General features: G+C 51.7%; 20 protein-coding genes. 5 read left to right on the top strand and 15 right to left on the bottom strand.

Annotated elements, in window-relative coordinates; all coding sequences use genetic code 11:
• Position 1 precedes the first annotated feature (1 nt).
• From spoT to gmk, 3 genes are read right to left on the bottom strand one after another with little or no spacing between them, the layout of a single operon-like run.
• Complete coding sequence (gene spoT / locus CUN67_RS19780) at positions 2 to 2,107, bottom strand: bifunctional GTP diphosphokinase/guanosine-3',5'-bis pyrophosphate 3'-pyrophosphohydrolase (RefSeq protein ID WP_208716944.1); 2,106 nt, start codon at positions 2,105 to 2,107, stop codon at positions 2 to 4.
• A gap of 20 nt (positions 2,108 to 2,127) precedes the next feature.
• Entirely contained in the window at positions 2,128 to 2,403 is a 276-nt protein-coding gene (gene rpoZ, locus CUN67_RS19775) for a DNA-directed RNA polymerase subunit omega (RefSeq protein WP_016191359.1), read from the bottom strand.
• 57 nt (positions 2,404 to 2,460) lie between these two features.
• Entirely contained in the window at positions 2,461 to 3,084 is a 624-nt protein-coding gene (gene gmk, locus CUN67_RS19770) for a guanylate kinase (protein WP_208716943.1), read from the bottom strand.
• 240 nt (positions 3,085 to 3,324) lie between these two features.
• On the opposite strand from gmk, the gene ligB reads away from it, so the two are divergent.
• Positions 3,325 to 5,127, top strand: a complete 1,803-nt coding sequence (gene ligB / locus CUN67_RS19765) for an NAD-dependent DNA ligase LigB (protein WP_208716942.1) — start codon at positions 3,325 to 3,327, stop codon at positions 5,125 to 5,127.
• Here the strand turns inward: ligB and CUN67_RS19760 are convergent.
• The 7 genes from CUN67_RS19760 to lpxP all read right to left on the bottom strand — a co-directional run bounded on the left by CUN67_RS19760 (position 5,008) and on the right by lpxP (position 11,624).
• On the bottom strand, positions 5,008 to 5,625 hold the full coding sequence (locus CUN67_RS19760) for a trimeric intracellular cation channel family protein (protein ID WP_208716941.1): 618 nt from the start codon (positions 5,623 to 5,625) through the stop codon (positions 5,008 to 5,010). The two genes, ligB and CUN67_RS19760, sit on opposite strands and share 120 nt — an antisense overlap.
• 335 nt (positions 5,626 to 5,960) lie before the next feature.
• Complete coding sequence (locus CUN67_RS19755) at positions 5,961 to 6,608, bottom strand: oligosaccharide flippase family protein (RefSeq protein WP_208716940.1); 648 nt, start codon at positions 6,606 to 6,608, stop codon at positions 5,961 to 5,963.
• A 75-nt stretch (positions 6,609 to 6,683) separates the two neighbouring features.
• A complete protein-coding gene (locus tag CUN67_RS19750; RefSeq protein ID WP_208716939.1) occupies positions 6,684 to 6,950 on the bottom strand; it encodes a hypothetical protein in 267 nt (88 codons plus the stop codon).
• Between the two features lie 437 nt (positions 6,951 to 7,387).
• On the bottom strand, positions 7,388 to 7,783 hold the full coding sequence (locus CUN67_RS19745; RefSeq protein WP_208716938.1) for a polyketide cyclase: 396 nt from the start codon (positions 7,781 to 7,783) through the stop codon (positions 7,388 to 7,390).
• 112 nt (positions 7,784 to 7,895) lie between these two features.
• On the bottom strand, positions 7,896 to 9,038 hold the full coding sequence (locus CUN67_RS19740; RefSeq protein WP_208717279.1) for an alanine racemase: 1,143 nt from the start codon (positions 9,036 to 9,038) through the stop codon (positions 7,896 to 7,898).
• A 73-nt stretch (positions 9,039 to 9,111) separates the two neighbouring features.
• Positions 9,112 to 10,566 carry an efflux transporter outer membrane subunit gene (locus CUN67_RS19735; RefSeq protein WP_254711367.1) on the bottom strand — a complete coding sequence of 485 codons (1,455 nt, stop codon included), beginning with the start codon at positions 10,564 to 10,566 and terminating at the stop codon, positions 9,112 to 9,114.
• 134 nt (positions 10,567 to 10,700) lie between these two features.
• Positions 10,701 to 11,624 carry a kdo(2)-lipid IV(A) palmitoleoyltransferase gene (gene lpxP, locus CUN67_RS19730; protein WP_208716937.1) on the bottom strand — a complete coding sequence of 308 codons (924 nt, stop codon included), beginning with the start codon at positions 11,622 to 11,624 and terminating at the stop codon, positions 10,701 to 10,703.
• A 459-nt stretch (positions 11,625 to 12,083) separates the two neighbouring features.
• Here lpxP and CUN67_RS19725 point away from each other — a divergent pair, with 459 nt between their 5' ends.
• Positions 12,084 to 12,620 (top strand): hypothetical protein, encoded by a 537-nt coding sequence (locus tag CUN67_RS19725; RefSeq protein WP_208716936.1) that lies wholly within the window; start codon positions 12,084 to 12,086, stop codon positions 12,618 to 12,620.
• A 29-nt stretch (positions 12,621 to 12,649) separates the two neighbouring features.
• On the opposite strand, the gene CUN67_RS19720 is transcribed toward CUN67_RS19725, so the two are convergent.
• From CUN67_RS19720 to CUN67_RS19710, 3 genes are all read right to left on the bottom strand, one after another.
• The gene (locus tag CUN67_RS19720; protein WP_208716935.1) at positions 12,650 to 13,231 is read right to left on the bottom strand and encodes a glycoside hydrolase family 19 protein; all 582 of its coding nucleotides are present in this window, start codon (positions 13,229 to 13,231) and stop codon (positions 12,650 to 12,652) included.
• A gap of 17 nt (positions 13,232 to 13,248) precedes the next feature.
• Positions 13,249 to 13,731: an Hcp family type VI secretion system effector gene (locus CUN67_RS19715; protein WP_208717277.1), complete on the bottom strand. Its 483-nt coding sequence runs from the start codon at positions 13,729 to 13,731 to the stop codon at positions 13,249 to 13,251.
• Between the two features lie 424 nt (positions 13,732 to 14,155).
• The gene (locus tag CUN67_RS19710) at positions 14,156 to 15,019 is read right to left on the bottom strand and encodes a YicC/YloC family endoribonuclease (RefSeq protein ID WP_208716934.1); all 864 of its coding nucleotides are present in this window, start codon (positions 15,017 to 15,019) and stop codon (positions 14,156 to 14,158) included.
• Between the two features lie 150 nt (positions 15,020 to 15,169).
• Between CUN67_RS19710 and CUN67_RS19705 the strand changes: the two genes are divergently transcribed.
• On the top strand, positions 15,170 to 15,613 hold the full coding sequence (locus CUN67_RS19705) for a DUF3574 domain-containing protein (protein ID WP_208716933.1): 444 nt from the start codon (positions 15,170 to 15,172) through the stop codon (positions 15,611 to 15,613).
• Positions 15,614 to 15,644: 31 nt separating this feature from the next.
• Here CUN67_RS19705 and CUN67_RS19700 read toward each other — a convergent pair whose 3' ends face one another.
• Positions 15,645 to 16,829, bottom strand: a complete 1,185-nt coding sequence (locus CUN67_RS19700) for a NupC/NupG family nucleoside CNT transporter (RefSeq protein WP_208717276.1) — start codon at positions 16,827 to 16,829, stop codon at positions 15,645 to 15,647.
• A 144-nt stretch (positions 16,830 to 16,973) separates the two neighbouring features.
• On the opposite strand from CUN67_RS19700, the gene rph reads away from it, so the two are divergent.
• Both rph and pyrE read left to right on the top strand, forming a co-directional pair.
• Positions 16,974 to 17,690 carry a ribonuclease PH gene (gene rph / locus CUN67_RS19695; RefSeq protein WP_084877981.1) on the top strand — a complete coding sequence of 239 codons (717 nt, stop codon included), beginning with the start codon at positions 16,974 to 16,976 and terminating at the stop codon, positions 17,688 to 17,690.
• Between the two features lie 49 nt (positions 17,691 to 17,739).
• On the top strand, positions 17,740 to 18,381 hold the full coding sequence (gene pyrE / locus CUN67_RS19690) for an orotate phosphoribosyltransferase (protein WP_208716932.1): 642 nt from the start codon (positions 17,740 to 17,742) through the stop codon (positions 18,379 to 18,381).
• 100 nt (positions 18,382 to 18,481) lie between these two features.
• Here pyrE and slmA read toward each other — a convergent pair whose 3' ends face one another.
• Positions 18,482 to 19,078, bottom strand: a complete 597-nt coding sequence (gene slmA / locus CUN67_RS19685; RefSeq protein ID WP_208716931.1) for a nucleoid occlusion factor SlmA — start codon at positions 19,076 to 19,078, stop codon at positions 18,482 to 18,484.
• Positions 19,079 to 19,110: the final 32 nt, after the last annotated feature.

The raw sequence follows: 19,110 nt of genomic DNA, 5'->3' as shown, positions 1-19,110 counted from the left end.
ACTAATTACGATTTCGGTGAACTTTAATCACATCCGGCATTACGCGGATTTTACGCATAATGTTAGCCAGATGGACGCGATCCTGCGCGGTCAGGCGGATAAAGGCGCTATACACGCGACCGTCTCGTTCTTCGGTATTGAGGCTTTGAATGTTGGAACTGGCGGTGTTGATCGCCGCTGTCAGGTTGGCCAGCGCGCCCTGATGGTTGAACATATCAACTTTAATTTCGGCGACGAATTCCTGATCGGTCACTTTATCCCATTCAACCGGCATGAATTTTTCCGGTTCTTTCTGGTAACCGCGAATATTGCGGCAGGATTCGTGATGCACCACCAGCCCTTTACCGGGGCTGATGTGTGCAACGATGGGATCACCAGGAATCGGGCGGCAGCATTTAGCGAAGGTGATCAGCACGCCATCAGCGCCTTTAATCGGCAGCTTCTTACGTTTACTGCTGGCGACCGGTTCGGTGCCCGATTGCAGCAGATTCTTCGCCACGACGACGCTCATGGCGTTACCGAGACCAATTTCCGCCAGCAAATCATCGAAGCTGGCCAGCTTCATACGTTCCAGTTCCTGCTGAATATTCTCCGCAGGAATCTCGGCCAGTTTGCGGCTGCCTCCCAGCGCATGGCTGAGCAGGCGGCGACCCAGGTTGACTGAATCCTCACGCTTGAGGTTTTTCAGCAACTGACGAATCTTAGCGCGAGCTTTGGAACTGACGACAAAATTGAGCCAGGCCGCATTAGGGCGAGCACCCGGCGCAGTAATGATTTCGACAGTCTGGCCGCTGGTCAGCGCCTGTGACAACGGGTAAGGCTGACGGTCGACACGCGCGCCGACGCAGGCATGGCCGATATCGGTATGCACGGCATAGGCAAAGTCGACCGGAGTCGCACCCGCCGGTAATTCGACAATGCGGCCTTCCGGCGTGAACACGTAGATCTCATCCGGGAAGAGATCCGATTTCACGCTTTCAATAAATTCGAAGGAGCTTCCCGCGCTCTGTTGCAGCTCCAGCAAGCTTTGCAGCCAGCGCTGAGCACGTACCTGCGCGGTGGTGCCACTTTCACCGGCCTGTTTATAGGCCCAGTGTGCAGCAACCCCCATTTCCGCCATCTGATCCATATCTTCCGTGCGGATTTGTACCTCAACCGGCACGCCGTGCGGGCCAATCATTGAAGTATGTAACGATTGATAACCGTTAGCCTTGGGGATGGCGATGTAATCTTTAACGCGTCCAGGACGCGGTTTATACAGGCTGTGCATCTGGCCAAGCACGCGATAACAGGTATCTAAATCTTTCACGATAACGCGGAAGGCATAAATATCCATGATCGAGTGAAATCGCTGCTCTTTCAGGTGCATTTTGCGGTAAATCGAATAGAGATGTTTCTCACGACCACTGACGCGACAGGGGATCCCCGCCTCCTGCAGACGGCCATCGATTTCAGAAAGGATCTTCTGAATCATCTCTTTACGGTTACCGCGCGCCGCCTTGACCACCTCTTTGATGACCCGATAGCGGTTCGGGTGCAACGCTTCAAAGCCCAACTCCTCCAGCTCAGTTTTCAGGTGATGAATACCGAGGCGGTGGGCCAATGGGCTATAAATTTCGAGGGTTTCCCGGGCAATACGACGGCGTTTGTCCGGTCGCAGTGCGCCGAGCGTGCGCATATTGTGGGTGCGGTCAGCCAGTTTGATCAGAATGACGCGGATATCCTGCACCATTGCCATGATCATTTTGCGGAAGTTTTCAGCCTGGGCTTCTTTCTTGTCGCGGAACTTCAGCTTATCGAGTTTTGATACGCCTTCCACCAGCTCGGCAACGCTTTTGCCAAACAGCTGTTCCATATCCTGGTAAGTGGCGGGGGTATCTTCGATAACATCGTGCAGTAATGCCGCCATTAGCGTTTCGTGGTCGAGTTTCATCTCGGCCAGAATGCAGGCAACTGCAACAGGATGGGTGATATAAGGCTCACCGCTGGAACGAGTTTGTCCCTCGTGAGCATCACGTGCGACAAGATAAGCTTGCCTGAGGCGCTTGATTTGCTCCTCAGGCAAGTATTTTTCAATCAGTTGATTGAGGCTTTCAAACAGATACAAGGTTGACCTGCAGAGTGCTGTTAACGACGACCTTCAGCGATAGCGGTAACGGCTTGTAACTCAGCGGCTTCCTGCTCTTGCTGTTCCTGACGATCACGAACATCCAGAATCTGGTTAGTGATCAGGCCTTCTTCGATTTCGCGCAGGGCGATAACGGTGGATTTATCGTTCTCTTCCGGAACCAGCGGATCTTTGCCGCCTACCTGCATCTGACGTGCACGACGTGCAGCGACCAACACCAGGTCAAAACGGTTACCAATTTTCTCTACTGCGTCCTGAACGGTTACGCGTGCCATAGGTGTGCTACTCCACAGATGATGAAGAAATGACTGGGCATAATACTGAAAGTGAATTCAGACTGCCAATAGTTTGCTGATTAAAGCATCATGTCGCGATTTCTGGCGACTCATACGCAGACGTTCTGCGCGAATAATGGTTTTCAGATCGGACAGCGCCAGATCGAAATCATCATTCACAATTAAATAATCGTATTCGGCATAGTGACTCATTTCAGCCACGGCCTGGGCCATACGGCGGGCAATGACCTCTTCGCTATCCTGACCGCGTCCACGCAGGCGGCGATCCAGTTCCTCGGTTGAGGGTGGCAACACAAAAATGCTGCGTGCAGCAGGCATTTTCTGGCGAATTTGCTGTGCACCCTGCCAGTCGATATCAAGAAACACATCAACGCCGGTTGCCAGCACTCGCTCAATGGCGGCGCGTGAGGTGCCGTAATAGTTGCCAAAGACTTCCGCATGCTCAAGGAAGGCATCCTCGGCAATCATGGCTTCAAATTCCGGTTTCGATACGAAAAAGTAATGTTCACCATGAGCTTCGCCGGGACGCACGCCGCGGGTGGTATGGGAAACGGACACTTGCGTATCGTACAACGGCTGTGTCTTTAACAGCGCCTGAATCAGGCTGGATTTACCCGCGCCGCTTGGGGCGGAAACAATATAGAGCGTGCCTTGAGCCATGGTTATCTTGAATTGAGTAAAGAGCGGAGTCGATTTCCTGCACAGTATACACGGCTTAAGCCCGCCACGCAGCGTTTGCCGCTGCGTCAGGCGTATTTCTTTTTTGTGAGACGGCACCAGACCCATTGTTCATCGCTGTAAGCGGATAAAAAAACGGCGGAATGCAACATCCATAATCCGTTTTCTGTGCTGGCAGGCCATCACAGCATGTTCTCCAATGGCGAAAAAAGGAGAGCAAAAATGAAAGGATACAGCGTCTGGTTATTGTGGTTATTCAGCGCGGGATTGTCGGCGCAGGGGGTATGCCCCGGCTGGTCGCCAGTCCGTGCCGGGCAGGAGATGGAGAAATTACAAACCCAATTACGTCACTGGGATGACGCCTATTATCGACAGGGCCAGAATCTGGTCAGTGATGCCGATTACGATAGCCTGCAACAGCGATTACATCACTGGCAGCACTGCTTCACATCCTCTCAGGACGCTTACGCTGCCAGGCTCACCACGGATGGCAGTACGCAGCATCTGGTGGCGCACACCGGACTGCGCAAACTGCGGGACAAGCGGGTAGTGCTGGAGTGGATGCAGGGTAAATCCGACCTGTGGGTGCAACCGAAAGTTGATGGCGTGGCCGTTACCCTTGTTTATCGCAAGGGGCAGCTGGTATCGATGGTCAGCCGGGGGGATGGCTGGCGGGGTGAAGAGTGGCTGGCGAAGGCCGCTCAGATTCCGGGCATTCCTCAACACATTAACACCACGCAGGAAGAGGTGGTGTTGCAGGGGGAACTGTTCCTGCAAATGAACGATCATCAACAGGCGCGCGACGGCGGCAGGAATGCCCGTGCGCAGGTTGCAGGAGCGATGATGCGTCGTGAAACCAGCCCGCTACTGACACAGCTGAGTGTTTTTGTCTGGGCCTGGCCGGATGGTCCGGCCACCATGGCGGAACGGCTGGCGCAATTATCGCGCTGGGGATTTGGTCTGTCGCAGCGCTGGAGCGAACCTGTTTATAATGAGGACGATGTCGAAAGCTGGCGTGACCGCTGGTTTAACGAGACGTTGCCGTTCGTGACGGATGGTATTGTGATCCACCAGTCTCCAGGCCGCAGGGGACGGGACTGGCAGCCCGGTATGGGGGACTGGTCTGCGGCGTGGAAGTATCAACCCGCAGAGGTCAGCAGCGAAGTCCGATCCGTGGAGTTCAATGTCGGACGTACCGGGAAAATCGCGGTGGTGCTAAACCTTATCCCGGTACAGCTGGATGACAAAACCGTTCGTCGGGTAAATCTCGGTTCGCTGCGACGCTGGCATGAGCTGGATGTGATTGCGGGCGATCAGGTCACACTGACCCTCGCCGGATTGGGTATTCCACGTATCGAACGGGTGATTTGGCGCGTGGCTCAGCGTGAGTATCCACCATCACCACAAAGCGGGGTGTTTCATAGACTCAGTTGTCTGACATTCAGTACATCATGCCGGGCACAATTTCTTTCACGTCTGAGCTGGCTCAGCGAGAAATCGGTCTTGAATATCCATGGTATAGATCGCAGCACCTGGCAACGTTTGATGGACAGTGGAACTATCACTCATCTGTTTTCCTGGTTGCATCTCACGTCAGAGCAAATTTCGCAGGTTGAGGGGATCTCAACGGCGCGCGCGCAGCAAATCTGGCACCGTTTTAATCTGACGCGACAGCAACCCCTGCGCAGATGGGTGATCGCGCTGGGTTTACCGATACCCCGTGCGGCATTGCAGGCCATGCCCGACAACCAGTGGCAGCAGTTACAGGCGCGAACGGCGGAGAGCTGGCAACAATTACCGGGTATAGGTCACACGCTGGCACAGCGGCTGGTGGCGATGCTGCAGGATCAACACCTGCAGCAACTTATCACTTTCCTGCAACAACAGGATATCCCCGCAGGCGCGTCAGTGATCGGGATGGGGATAGTTGAAGATGGGCAAACCGAGGCGGAAACGCAGCGCCAGCAGGCGAGCGATAAAACCAAACAGCAGAGTAATGATCACCACCACCTCGTTCGCCAATGAGGTTTTCAGCAGCAGGATGTAGAGCCAGCCTGAAGCGAACGCGATACCGGCATATAGCTCTTTCTGGAACACCAACGGGATGCGGTTACAGAACATATCGCGCAGTACGCCGCCAAATACCCCGGTAATCACCGCACTGATGGCGGCGATTACCGCTGCATGGCCGCCATCCAACGCCACCTGAGCACCAATGATTGAAAAGACCACCAGGCCCAGGGCATCCAGCACCAGAAAAGCTTTACGCAGGTGATTCATCAGTGGGGCCACCACCGTCGTCACCACTGCCGCGGCAGCCACAATCATGATGTATTCGGGATGTTTGACCCAGCCGAGGGGATAGTGGCCGAGCAGAATATCGCGTACCGAACCGCCACCAATGGCAGTAACAGAGGCAATAATAATGACACCAAACAGGTCCATTTTTCGCCTGCCCGCCGCCAGTGCGCCGGTCATCGCTTCGGCGGTGATACCAATAATGTAGAGAACGGTTAACAGCATAGAGCACTCCAGATGATTGGCGGCAAGGCTAAAGATTTCCCAGAGTGTAGACTACTGATATTTTCTAAAACAGCCTCATCGGATTAGCTTATTTGATAATGGTAGCGCTAATTGGCTTATAATTCGGGGGTGGTGGTGAAGTGCTTTCGTGTTCGGATTATAAAAAATGATGCGAAGATGAGTGCTCAAAGCAACGTGAAGAGTGATTTTCGGCACTGGCTGGCGGTGTGGTGAGGAAATGTCAGAGCAGCGATAAAAGAAAAAAGCGTGCTGGCTAGCAGCACGCGAACGCATCTTCTCAGATGCCCAGAGCCCACCATACAGACTTGTTTTTATTATCCGTTTCTCGCTCGCACATTGGCGAAGCTTTTCAGGCTAAAACGGTACTCTGGCTGAAACCAGGAGCGGCCGTAATAGCAGTAGACCAGCATGCGGATGGAAACCATCGCCAGATAGCCCCAGATGGCGCACAGTACTGATGGTGTCAGCCAGACGGTGAACAGCGTCACGCCTAAGCCCACCAGTACCGACGATGTTTCCGTAAACGCAATACGTGTGAATTGCTTTTCCCGTTGTAATATGGCGCGATAATGTTGCCCCTGGGGAATAATGATGAAAATTACCGATAACATTTCCAGCATAATTGCCAGTTCCGGTTGATTCATCATGCGGCTAAAAATATCACTGCCAATAAACAGCACGGCGAAAATTAACAATCCAAATAATACATTACCCCAATATAACACGGAGAGATCGCTTTCGCTTAAATTCTGGTTTCTGATCGCTGAGTTACCAAATCCACGATCTGATAACGTATCTATAACCAATAAACAAGCGATAGCAATCGCGAGTAAATTTAATTCATTTGCCTGTAGTATTTGTGCCAGAAGGGAAAGTTGCAATACACCAATACCGACAATTTTAATTGATGACAATATTGACCACTTGGTAGGTCCGGTCAGACTTCTATCTCGTATCGTCATACTCAGCTCGTTATGGTACATGTACCAGTGCAAATTGAGGGTCGCCCGGGCTGTAAGGCCGGAGCACAGATTTCATCAATGCAACAAATCCTGGCGCAATCCGGAAATCCCTTTCAGCGATCGCCATGTAATGATGCATTCAATTAAATGATGTTCTGAACTTAAAAAGATGCCCCTGGTGTGTAATTGTTTTTGTGTCAGAGCAGTATCTCCTCCGGTCAGGAGGAAATCCGCCAGATCACAATAAAATCCTTTTTCATTATTATATTCTCCGACCAGAATCCGTCTGGCTAACTCAACGAATTCTTTTTCTGACAATAAAGGATAGGTTGAGCGGTCCATGTTATTACCCTGCTGTTGTTATTATTAAGTGCTGCTGTGTGTAAGGGAGTTATACCGTGTTTTATTTAAATTAACACCATAAGAAAACTCCTATAAGTGAGACTCAAAAAATAAATGGTTTCAGACTTTGCATCAGTATATATAAGCGCGACGGTGTATTATTTATTAGTCTTTTTGGCCATTGGCCTGGTCCATTAAAAGCATCGATTTTCTCTGCTCAAAAAAACGATGAAAAATCAGAGAGGCCCGGCTGAGTGGCTGACTTCCACACCAGGAATTTTCCTGGTGTGGAACCGTTAGCCAGACTGGTGATTAACAGGAAAGGCAGCCATAGAAAGTACGGAACTGCTAAAGGCTTTGGTGTAAAAAAATTGTTTAATCGTGCCGATTACGACCAGCGTAACCCAAAGGAGGTGGTCATATATAATTTATTGATTCTAATGGGTTAATAAGTGTAGAAGGTTATCCAGATCACGTTTAACCCAGGCAACATCCTGAGCAAACTTCTCATCAGACATCAGCGGTTGGCGATAAACCACCATGACCACCTCAGCACCCTGTTCATTAGCAATCACCCGCATAGGCATGTAGATCTCTTTACCGATGCCGGTATCAATCCAGTGATCCATCACGCCAAATGGATTATGTGGCGTAAAACGAATCTTCACCGTACCTTCTGGCCCTTTGGCTTTCCAGGCATTCCCTTCCTGCGTTAGCGTGCTGCTGCTGAGCCCACTCGCCCATTTTGCGAAACACTCAGGTTTCCAGATGGTTTCATATAAATCTAACCAGTTACGTGGAACGGTCAGAGTCACTGTCTGAGATGGCAGCATGGGACCTCCTGTTGAGCGGACAAAGAGGCATTAAAGCATGTGAAAACCGGGCTGGAAACGGCCCGGTTCTGGAAGTGTGGTGCAGAAGGTGTTTCCGGAAAAAGCTCGGCGGTCAAATGAACTTGCCGCGTCCTTCTATATTAAGCTCTTCAGCCAGGCAATCAGCATGGCGCAGCACAAAGCGGTCGGATTGCGCTACAACTGCGCAGCTATGGTTGGGGAAGATGCGCAGTAGCGTGCCGGGTGACGGAGCCTGTTGGCCGAATTGCAGGAACCCATGCTCCTCTGACAGTTTCACCACCTCAAACTGATTGCCGTGTTCATCTACCGCGATACCAAAGCCGCTGGCATTGGTGCCATGCGGGCCTTTATCGGAACTGAGCATCTTGGAGCCGGCATCAATAACTGCATAATGCGGGTTTACCGCCACAACACGGGTGACTACGCTCAACGCCAGTGCATCCGGTGAACACAAGCCCAAACGCCAGGCCGTAAGATCGAGCAACGCATAGTTGCCAGGACGGATTTCATCTGTCCCTGACGCAACAGGCGCAGCCAGGGCCGTTGGTGTGGAGCCGACGGAAATGGGGCAGGGAGCAAATCCCGCAGCAATCAGGCGTTGCTGAACATCACGCATCAGCGCGATTTCCTCAAGGGCTACCTCACAGATGGCAGCTGGATGACCGGCACCATAGGCATGTCCAGCATGGGACACCAGCCCAGCGAACGGCAGATGAGCGGCTGTGATGGCCTCTGCCAGCGTCAGCGCTGCATCACTATGAGGATCAACCCCGACGCGATGCAGTCCGACATCCACTTTGATGGCGATAGTCAGTGCTGCCCCTGGCTGCTGCTGGTGTGCCGCTGCAATTGCCGCCACGCCAATCAAAGAATCGGCAATGCAGGTAATACGCGCCTGATGCTCCGTCGCGACCCGGAGCAACTCTGTCAGGGTTTCGGCGTACACAATCGGGTAGGCAAGCAGCAGATCACGCTCTCCGCCTAAAATAAAGGCCACACCTTCACTCGGTTTGGAGACGGTAATGCCGCGAGCGCCAAGTGCGCGTTGCTGCTGGGCGATCCAGACGCTTTTATGGGTTTTGATATGAGGCCGTAGCGCAACACCCGCCATATCGGCCTTTTGTTGCATCTGCTGGAGATTGCTTAGCAGTCGCGCTGCATCGATTTCCAGAAAAGGGGTGAGTCTGTCAGCAATAAGAGGCCGCAACCAGCCAGCCTCAGCATCGTGTTCCATCATGATTGTCCGCAGGTTAATCCACTGAGCGGACCATCATTCATCATCGCGCGGCAGAATGCCAGTCATGCGCTTAACTGTGTGGTGCCGTATCGCTGTTCTGGAACCCGCCACCCAGGTCTTCAATCAAAACCACTGCCAGATTGATCTGCTGGGCTTTCAGCGCCGCCAGTTTCTGGTCGGATTCGATTAACTGATTCTGAATGGTCAGCACGTCAAGATAAGGACGCAGGCCTGCTGCATATTCACGATTCAGGTCATCCCAGGAACTGTGAATCAGCTGATCGGCGCTTTCCTGCTGTGCCAGCTGGTCCTGAATGGACTGCAACTGGGTGATGGTATCGCTGACATTACCCAGTGAACTGATCAGCAGCTTGTTGTACTGCGCGACAGCCAGGTCCCAGTTAGCGTTACTTTCTGCTAAATCAGCGCGGCGTTTACCGGCATCGAAAATTGGCAGAGACAGGCTGGGGCCAACGTTGAAGAAGCGGCTCGGTGCACCGAACAAGGCATCGCCCAGTAGCGAACGTGTACCGGCTTCTGCCACCAGGTTGATGTTGGGATAAAACTCGGTTTTGGTCGCGGCAATGTCTTTCGCCGATGCTTCTACGCGCCAGCGTGCAGCAACCACATCCGGGCGGCGGCCCAGCAAATCGGCGGGAATGTTACCTGGCAACAGGGCTGCGGTAGGGACGTTCAGTTTGGCTGGCTTCAGGTTATGCCAGTAATCCGGCCCTTTACCAATCAGGGTGGAGAGCTGAATGCCCGCATCGGTCACGTTCTGCTGCGCTTCAGTCAGGGTAGCTTCGGCGGTTTTTTGCTGTGACAGCGCCTGCTTGTATTGATAGTCAGACGTCAGTCCGGCAGAAACATATTGCTGCTGGATTTTAGCAATGCCGTTGGCACGATCGGCGGCCTGTTTTGCCAGATCGGCATTGGTCCATGCCAGATTGAGGTTGTTCCAGGCGCGTGCCACGTTCGCGGCCAGAGTCAACTGGCTGGCCTGGCGATCCAGTTCGCTGGCGCGAGCCTGACCAAGCGCAGCCTCAGCCGCATCTTTCTTACCACCCCATAAATCAAAGGTGTAGCTCAGGCCAACATTGGCTGTGCGCAGCGTGCTATAGCTTTTGCCCTGCAGCAGTGGGTCGTCCACTTTTGCTATGCGCGAACGGGTAATACCAGCGTTGAGGTCAACATCCGGGTAGCGCTCTGCGTCAGCGGCAATCACCTGCGCATTGGCTTTATCTGCCTGGGCATTTACCACCTGCAAATCCGGGCTGGAAGCCATCGCATCGCCAATCAGATGATTAAGCTGAGGATCGCCAAAGCTCTGCCACCACTGCGTTTTCGGCCAGTTGGCAGCGCTGAGATGCGCATTTTTCAATGTGTCTTGAGCTTGTAAGCTGTTGGCATCAAGCATGTGGTTGCTGGTATGTAAGCCATGCGGATTAGCGCAACCCGCCAGCAGCGCGCTGGCAACAGCAATTGCGAGCATGGCTCGCCGATGTGAAGTAAGAAACTGCGTCATATGTTTGGTCAGGAAGAGGAAATGGCGACCATTACAAAAGGCTGTGCAAAATTTGACAAACCTGTTTTTCGTTAAGAATGGTTGTTAAATGTTTTTGGCAGGTAAAGCAGCAGGCCGCAGCCTGCTGCTTTCGATCAGACGTAGAGTGATGCTTCACCCGGTGGACGGGTTTTGAAACGGCGATGCAGCCAGAGATATTGTTCCGGCGCACGTAGAATTTCGCGCTCGATCACTTTATTCATGTAGGCAGCGGCGGCGGATTCATCATCATGCGGATAGTTTTCCAGTTCCGGCTGGATGATCAACTGGTAGCCATTTTTCTGCGGATTACGAATCAGCACGATAGTCAGCATCGCCGGGCGAGCCAGACGAGACAGTACAAAAGTACCGTTAGTGGTTGCGGCTTTTTCCACGGCGAACAGGGGAGCAAATACGCTACCTTTCGGACCGTAATCCTGATCCGGTGCGAACCATACCGCTTCGCCCTGTTTCAGGGCCTGCACCATGCCACGCAGATCACGACGATCAATCATGGCCTTGTTGGAACGCATACGGCCTTTGGTTTGCGCCCATTCCATCGCCTGATTGTTGTGCTTGCGGTACATCGCCATCATTGGCTGACACAGCCCGGTGATGCGCCCTCCCAGCTCCAGCGACATAAAATGTACGCCAATCACCATCACGCCACGTTTATGGTTCTGTGCCGTGTGCAGGTTGGCCATGCCATTGACCTGGAACAGCTGACGCACCCGGCGGTCGGACCAAAACCAGGCAATGCCGGTTTCCGCCAGTGCCATGCCCAGTGAGGCAAAGTTGCCAGCAATCATCATCTCTTTTTCTTCTTCACTGATGCGTGGGAAGCACAATTCAATGTTGCGACGGGTAATGCGTTCACGGCGTTTCAGGAAGCGACGCGACATTTTGCCCGCCGCGGCACCAAGACGAATCAGTATCGGATAAGGAAGCTGCACCAACAGCCATAGCACACCCAGTCCAAACCAGGTAAACCAGTAGCGCGGGTGGAGGAGCTTAGAGCAGAATTGCCCAGTTTTTTTCATAACGCCTTCATGTGATAAGTGGGTGTATCGCACAAAGAAGCAGGTCCATGAGTTCCCAAGGCGGTACAGCAGTCTTAAATTCGACCGGAAGATTAGCAAATAGTGCCCCCAAAGAAACCTAAAGTCTGCAATCCTGAAGATTGATCGGTTTCATTGAGTGGATGATTTTCACGAATAATTTAGGTGAGAATATACAGATTTATCTTGATTTACAGCAAATTATACCTGAATCGGGTGATTCTTAGCCTAAGCGAAGCGGAGAATAAATGTGCCATAAAGACACGGATGGGTACGTATCTTTACGCATTATTTACGTTGCACGATGAAAAAAATCGACTAGCGGATAAAAACGCGGCTGATTTCGCACTAAGACCAGACAGACTGTGGGGGGATGAGCACAGAAATGCGTGTTAACGGATGCTATCCTTTGGCCTGGTCTGCTATGAGGGAATATAGGAAATGAAAAAGGGTATGTTGATAGCTATGCTGCTGGCGTTTTCTGGCACGGGCCATGCGGCGGATAAGGTATTTACCGGGCCGGACTGTTCGAAGGATACGGATGCAAGAATTGTAGGCGGAATTACGGATAGTCTTAATGGAATTTCAGGCTTATCGCTGACACAGAACAAATATTTTCAAGAACTCATTGGTAAGGGTGTGACCAGAAAAATCACCCGTCTTTCATCTGAAAAAATCAGTAAGCAAGAGGCGGAACGCTTGATGTATCGTCGGGCGAAAAGAGACGGTTTTTCTCCAGCTGAAATCGAAAAAAGCGGTATTAAAGTTCAGTACTTAAAGATGGATTTATACAGACAATATTATCTTATTGAATCGAGTAAAGGGTTTAAGGCAATCGCTGAATATTATTCTGCGGTGGCTAAAGGTAACTGGTCTGAAGATGATAAAGACGCTCATGCTTGTGGAGTTGATCTGGAGAATATTTATATCATTTCAGATAAAATTGAAGGTCATACAGAGGATTTTGCTACCCGATAAAAAGATAAAGGGGCAATGCCCCTTTGTTCTTATATATGCAGAATTTTTTTGATTCTCTTCAAGGCTTGTTCTCGTTGCTCCTTGCCATTATGACCACCGTTTATTCGGTACGTTATGGTGTCAAAGTCATCCAAATCAGCATAACTGTTTAGCCCCCTCGAGTCCCAGAATTCGCAAGCCGTTCTGACTGCCAGCGAATAATTACTGGCAACCTTTTCGGGGTGCTCAACCAAATTTTCACCAAACTTCATACTTAATTTCTGATAATTATCGCGCCCTGTCAGGTGTAATAATCCTCTGCCGATATACTTCGGCCCATCACCCGGATAGTGGTTACCTACCCGTTGTCCCGCTCGCGTATCCGGTTCGTATTCTTTACCACCACGGGCGGGATATTCTGTCATGGCGGTAAAGTCAGCGGTTTCCACACAGGACTGTGCCAGGAAGTGCGCTACACGAAGTTTTGTCGTAATAGCGTACGTTGGGAACCAGCAGTTCATGGCTGGAGCAAGTGCCTGAATATTGGCATTCTGTGCATCTCGTTTTTGTAAGTTGCTCCTGTAGGGCAGCGCGATGCTGCGTAGCAATTCCGGAGTGATCTGGATGGACATGTGCGTGATTCTCCGTATCAGATTTCGCAGTTTTCCTTAATGTTCCAGCCGGTATAAATTTGCGGGCCTTTCCCTCCACTTGCGGTTTGCTCCCAATAGGAAAAATTGATGGTTGCCGCCTGAAAACCGTAGCGCATGGCGATACCATCAGGCCCCTGGCTACCGCTGAAATTAATATCGGTAACCAGCACATCCTCCAGGGTAATCAGGCAATATTCCATTTGCGTTCCACCTGCTTTGCAGCAGGCTATTTCTACTTTGTTGATGTGCTTACCACTGGCACAATATTTTAATAGTGGAGGTGATGCCCGGTCGATAAACGCAACTACGCTGAGATCTTTAAAACTGACCTTTCCGGCACCGCCTCCACCGCCGGTATGCATATTGCCGGGTTGAGAGGCTCCCCAATCAAAATAAAGAATATCGATCCAGCCCTTGTGATCTGCATCCTGCGATTCGCCGCTGATACCATTGATGCGCATAAATAAACTTGATGACATGCGTAAACTCCTTTTTATTAATAAACGCGTTAAGTCTAAATGAAAGGAAACGGATGGATGGGTGAATGTAAATATCACCTTTGACTTATGATGGTATTTCAGGTGTCAGAGCCCAGCAAGGGGGGATGCTAGTGTTATAGGGTTTGATTTTTTTCTGAATATGATTTTCTGTAAAGTTTTCGACTAATGCCTGAGAAGCCCTGTTTCAGCGATGTCAGGATTTTTACATGGTTTTCAATGCTAAATTTTATTTTTTCGGATCATGATTTTGTCATGAATTTATCAGTCAGGTTTCATCGCTGAATGAAATAAATACATGGCTAATGTTGATTATTTTATTTCGACTGATATGTATTGTTTCTGATCCTGTTAAAAATAAAGCCCATTAAATAATGGGCTTCTATCATTAACTCTCGGTAATTTCTTATTCAATATTCTGAATCTGTTCGCGCATCTGTTCGATCAACACTTTCAGCTCAATCGCAGAGGCCGTGATATCGGCATTAATGGATTTCGATGCCAGCGTATTCGACTCGCGGTTGAACTCCTGCATCATAAAGTCGAGGCGACGGCCAACCGCTTCCTTCTTCTTCAGGATGTTGAACGTTTCTTTAACGTGGGCATCGAGACGGTCCAGTTCTTCAGCCACATCAATGCGCTGCGCCATCATCACCAGCTCCTGTTCCAGGCGGTTATTCTCCAGCTGGACTTCGGCTTCTTCCAGTTTGGTGACCAGACGCTCGCGCTGCCACTTCAGTACCTCCGGCATCTGCGCCCGCACTTTGCCAACTTCATGACTCACACCATCAAGACGTTGTTCGATCAACGTTTTCAGTGCGGTGCCTTCTGATTCGCGTGCGGCGATAAAGTCATCCAGCGCACCATCCAGTGTTGCCAGCAGTTCGGCATTGATGGCGTCGAGATCCTGCTCTTTGGCGGACATCACACCCGGCCAGCGCAGGATATCCAGCGGATTGATCGCACCTTCATCACTCTGCAATTTGACCCAGTTAGCTGCCTGAACCAGCTGTTTTGCCAGCGATTCGTTCAGAATCAGTTCACCTTGTGAACCGGGATCGGCATCGAAACGCAGGTTGCACTCAATCTTGCCGCGCGTTAGCCGATTGCGGATGCGCTCGCGAATCACGGGTTCCAGGCTGCGGAACTGCTCCGGCAAGCGAATGTAGGTTTCAAGGTAACGCTGGTTAACGGAACGTAGTTCCCAGGCGGCGCTGCCCCAGTGGCCTTTGGCTTCGCGGCGTGCATAAGCGGTCATACTACGGATCATAAGCGATACTCGTGTGAAGAAAATTTAGTGAATTATAGCGAGGTACGCTTTGGCATGACAGGTAAAAGCCTGCAATACAGGCGCTAAGCACTGGCCTTTTCGCACCAGAGACCTATGATAGCCACGGGCATTCAGTTCAGGGAAATCTGTATGGCAACAAAATTTATCACCTCTTTCGCATTAGCATTGCTGCTGGCAGGCTGCCAGACACACCCCACCACAATAACGCAATCCGCACCGACGAGTACGCCAATGCCGGTTTGTGCCGGTGGCGACATGATGATGCAGACCACGTTGTGGTTCGGCATGAGTAAGCCACAGGGGGGGACGGTGAGTGAGGAGGAGTGGCAACACTTTGTCGATAGTGATGTGACGCCGCGTTTCAAAGATGGGCTCTCAGTCTATAACGCTAAAGGGCAGTGGCTGGGGGAGAATGGCAAGCTGGCGCGTGAAAACAGCAAAGCGCTGATGCTGATTCATACGCCAGACCGTGCCAGCTCAGATAACATCAACGCTCTGCGCGATATCTACAAAAAACGCTTCAGTCAGGAATCGGTGATGCGTATTGATGGCCTGGTTTGCGTCGGCTTCTAAGAAAATGGCGGCTCTTGAGCCGCCACTATCATCAGATAAATAATCCGGCAAACGCCGCCGAGAGCAAACTCACCAGCGTTGAACCGTACACCAGCTTCCAGCCAAACCGCGACACAACATTACCCTGCGCCTCGTTCAGCCCTTTAATCGCACCGGCGACAATACCGATTGAGGCAAAGTTAGCGAACGATACCAGGAACACCGACAAAATCCCCAGACCGCGTGGCGTCATCTCTGCAGCCACTTTCTTCAACTCGATCATGGCCACAAACTCATTCGCCACCAGTTTGGTCGCCATGATGCTGGCAGCCTGCAAGGCATCGGCCGATGGAATGCCGATCAGCCAGGCAAACGGATAAAACACATAACCGAGTAACTGCTGGAAGCTGTAGCCAAATACGGCGGCGAACAGCGCATTCACGGCGGCAATCAGCGCAATAAAGCCAATCAGCATCGCCAGAATAATCATCGCAACTTTGAAACCAGCGAGAATGTATTCGCCCAGCATTTCAAAGAAACTCTGGTCTTCATGCAATTTATCCAGCGCGATATGTTCTTCGTCCTGGGCTCGCATTGGGTTGATGATCGACAGGATGATAAAGGTACTGAACATATTCAGCAGCAGCGCAGCAACAACGTATTTAGCCTCGATCATCGTCATATACGCGCCAACGATGGAGAGCGACACCGTGGACATTGCCGTCGCCGCCATGGTGTAGAGGCGGGGTGCGGAAATATCGCCCAGGATGCCCTTATAGGCGATGAAGTTTTCTGACTGACCCAGAATCAGTGTGCTGACCGCATTAAAGGATTCCAGCTTGCCCATGCCGTTGACCTTCGACAGCAGGGTGCCAACCAGGCGAATCAGCAGCGGCAGAATACGCCAGTGTTGCAGAATGCCGATCAGCGCAGAAATAAACACAATCGGGCAAAGCACGCCGAGGAAAATAAATGCCAGGCCCTGTTTGCTCATGCCACCAAACACGAAATCGCTGCCTTGCGCGGCGAAAGTCAGCAGGGTTTCGAAGAAGCCGCCGACTGAGCTAACCACTGCCAGGCCACTGGCGGAGTGCAGGAAAAACCAGCCCAGCGCGGCTTCCACCAGCAGCAATTGAATAATAAAACGCGGACGAATTTGTTTGCGGTCATGACTGACCAGCAGCGCGAGGGCAAAGATCACCACCAGCGCCAGCAGGAAATGGAGTATCGCTGTCATCATTTATCTTTTTAAGAGTGAAAGCGCGCATTTAGCCACAGTGCGGGCAGAATTTCATCTGTGATTGTGCCGCTGCAGGGCAGGACAGCCGAGGTGGAAGTCCGTATAATGCGCAGCCAAACTTAAGTAAGCCGGAGAGAAACCATGCGTCCAGCAGGCCGACACGTCAACCAGGTGCGTCCCGTCACCCTCACTCGTCACTACACCAAACATGCCGAAGGCTCGGTTCTCGTTGAGTTCGGTGAAACCAAAGTGCTGTGCACTGCCACCGTTGACGAAGGCGTACCGCGTTTCCTCAAAGGTCAGGGACAGGGCTGGGTAACAGCTGAATACGGTATGTTGCCGCGTTCTACCCACAGCCGTATGGCGCGTGAAGCGGCCAAAGGTAAGCAGGGTGGCCGCACGCTGGAAATCCAGCGACTGATCGCCCGTTCACTGCGTGCTGCGGTTGATTTGCAGGCGCTGGGTGAATACACCATCACGCTGGATTGTGACGTGATTCAGGCTGACGGCGGCACGCGCACCGCGTCCATTACCGGTGCCTGTGTGGCATTGGCCGATGCGCTGAACAAGCTGGTGGCGGATGGCAAACTGAAAGCCAGCCCGTTAAAAGGTATGGTGGCGGCCATTTCTGTTGGCATCGTTGAAGGCGAAGCCCGTTGCGATCTTGAGTACGTGGAAGATTCCGCTGCTGAGACCGATATGAACGTGGTGATGCTGGAAGATGGCCGCATGATTGAAGTGCAGGGCACCGCAGAAGGCGAGCCGTTCAGTCATGAAGAGTTGCTGGAATTGCTGGCGCTGGCGCGTGGCGGGATTGAGCAGCTGATTCAGACGCAGAAAGCGGCGTTAGCAGATTGATGTAACAGGCGACCAGAGAGTCGCCTTTTCTTTATTTGAGGAGTGAGAAATGAAAGCCTGGCAGCGTCAGTTTATTGAGTTCGCCCTGAACAAAGGGGTATTGAAGTTTGGTGAGTTTACCCTGAAATCCGGGCGCAAAAGCCCTTATTTCTTCAATGCCGGTCTGTTTAATACCGGGCGCGATTTGGCGTTATTAGGCCGTTTTTATGCTCAGGCCCTGGTGGACGGTGGGGTTGATTTCGACCTGCTGTTTGGCCCGGCTTACAAAGGTATCCCGATTGCCACAACCACCGCCGTCGCGCTGGCCGATCACCATGACCGCGATGTGCCTTACTGCTTTAACCGCAAAGAAGCGAAAGATCACGGCGAAGGTGGCCTGCTGGTTGGTAGCCCGCTACAGGGGAAAGTGATGCTGGTGGATGATGTGATCACCGCCGGTACCGCGATTCGTGAGTCGATGGATATCATCAATGCGCATAATGCCACCCTGGCGGGTGTGTTGATTTCCCTTGATCGCCAGGAACGAGGCCGCAGTGATATCTCTGCCATTCAGGAAGTGGAACGCGATTACAGCTGCAAGGTGACGGCGATTATTACCCTGGCTGAGTTGATTGATTATCTGGAAGAGAAACCGGAGATGGCAGACCACCTGGCGAAGGTGCGCGCGTATCGTAAAGAGTACGGGATCTGATTATGAGTAGCGGCGCGATTTATCGCGCGTCTTTTGGTCCCTGGGCATCTGCCGCCAAAAAAACGCGCGATTAATCGCGCCGCTACAATATAAGCCCTGATTAAACCAGCTGTGACGCCAGCAACGGCCAGCGAATATCAAAATCTGCGGTGGGGCGATAGCGAAATTCAGAGCGAACATAGCGCGACAGCAACCCTTCGCAAAAGGCCAGGAGCTGGCTGGCAAGCAGGGTTTCATCCGTCTGGAAGCCCTCGCCATCACGCATCTTCTTCTCTTTCATCACCTGACGCAGCTGCACTTCAATGCGTTCAAACAGCTGATTGATGCGCCCTTGCAAGCGATCCTGTTCAAACATCAGCGCGTGGCCCGTCAGAATACGCGTCAGCCCCGGATTACGCTCACCAAATCCCAGAATCAGCTGCACGATTAAACGCAGGCGTGCTTCTGTTTCTTTTTCATCTTTCAGGATCAGATTGATGCGCGTAATCAGGCTGTCTTCAATAAACTCGATCAGGCTGTCAAACATACGCGTTTTGCTGGGAAAGTGACGATAAAGCGCCGCTTCAGAAACGCCTACATTCGCCGCCAGTTTCGCGGTGGTGATACGCTGGCTGCCATCGCTCGACTCCAGCATTTGCGCCAGTGCCTGCAAAATTTCTTCGCGTCGGTTCCGTTTCGCGACCTTTTTTTCTGCCATGACCTTCAAGACCCCTGAAATTCACCAAAAAC

The sequence above is a fragment of the Pantoea cypripedii genome, from assembly GCF_011395035.1.
Lineage (GTDB): Bacteria > Pseudomonadota > Gammaproteobacteria > Enterobacterales > Enterobacteriaceae > Pantoea > Pantoea cypripedii_A.
The sequence above is the reverse complement of the archived record's forward strand: the minus strand, read 5'-3'. Positions and strand labels throughout refer to the sequence as shown.

Bases quoted from the DNA above. Each gene is read 5' to 3' on its own strand.
- rpoZ (WP_016191359.1), bottom strand. From the start codon at position 2,403: ATGGCACGCGTAACCGTTCAGGACGCAGTAGAGAAAATTGGTAACCGT.
- gmk (WP_208716943.1), bottom strand. From the start codon at position 3,084: ATGGCTCAAGGCACGCTCTATATTGTTTCCGCCCCAAGCGGCGCGGGT.
- ligB (WP_208716942.1), top strand. From the start codon at position 3,325: ATGAAAGGATACAGCGTCTGGTTATTGTGGTTATTCAGCGCGGGATTG.
- CUN67_RS19760 (WP_208716941.1), bottom strand. From the start codon at position 5,625: ATGCTGTTAACCGTTCTCTACATTATTGGTATCACCGCCGAAGCGATG.
- CUN67_RS19755 (WP_208716940.1), bottom strand. From the start codon at position 6,608: ATGACGATACGAGATAGAAGTCTGACCGGACCTACCAAGTGGTCAATA.
- CUN67_RS19750 (WP_208716939.1), bottom strand. From the start codon at position 6,950: ATGGACCGCTCAACCTATCCTTTATTGTCAGAAAAAGAATTCGTTGAG.
- CUN67_RS19745 (WP_208716938.1), bottom strand. From the start codon at position 7,783: ATGCTGCCATCTCAGACAGTGACTCTGACCGTTCCACGTAACTGGTTA.
- CUN67_RS19740 (WP_208717279.1), bottom strand. From the start codon at position 9,038: ATGGAACACGATGCTGAGGCTGGCTGGTTGCGGCCTCTTATTGCTGAC.
- CUN67_RS19735 (WP_254711367.1), bottom strand. From the start codon at position 10,566: ATGACGCAGTTTCTTACTTCACATCGGCGAGCCATGCTCGCAATTGCT.
- lpxP (WP_208716937.1), bottom strand. From the start codon at position 11,624: ATGAAAAAAACTGGGCAATTCTGCTCTAAGCTCCTCCACCCGCGCTAC.
- CUN67_RS19725 (WP_208716936.1), top strand. From the start codon at position 12,084: ATGAAAAAGGGTATGTTGATAGCTATGCTGCTGGCGTTTTCTGGCACG.
- CUN67_RS19720 (WP_208716935.1), bottom strand. From the start codon at position 13,231: ATGTCCATCCAGATCACTCCGGAATTGCTACGCAGCATCGCGCTGCCC.
- CUN67_RS19715 (WP_208717277.1), bottom strand. From the start codon at position 13,731: ATGTCATCAAGTTTATTTATGCGCATCAATGGTATCAGCGGCGAATCG.
- CUN67_RS19710 (WP_208716934.1), bottom strand. From the start codon at position 15,019: ATGATCCGTAGTATGACCGCTTATGCACGCCGCGAAGCCAAAGGCCAC.
- CUN67_RS19705 (WP_208716933.1), top strand. From the start codon at position 15,170: ATGGCAACAAAATTTATCACCTCTTTCGCATTAGCATTGCTGCTGGCA.
- CUN67_RS19700 (WP_208717276.1), bottom strand. From the start codon at position 16,829: ATGACAGCGATACTCCATTTCCTGCTGGCGCTGGTGGTGATCTTTGCC.
- rph (WP_084877981.1), top strand. From the start codon at position 16,974: ATGCGTCCAGCAGGCCGACACGTCAACCAGGTGCGTCCCGTCACCCTC.
- pyrE (WP_208716932.1), top strand. From the start codon at position 17,740: ATGAAAGCCTGGCAGCGTCAGTTTATTGAGTTCGCCCTGAACAAAGGG.
- slmA (WP_208716931.1), bottom strand. From the start codon at position 19,078: ATGGCAGAAAAAAAGGTCGCGAAACGGAACCGACGCGAAGAAATTTTG.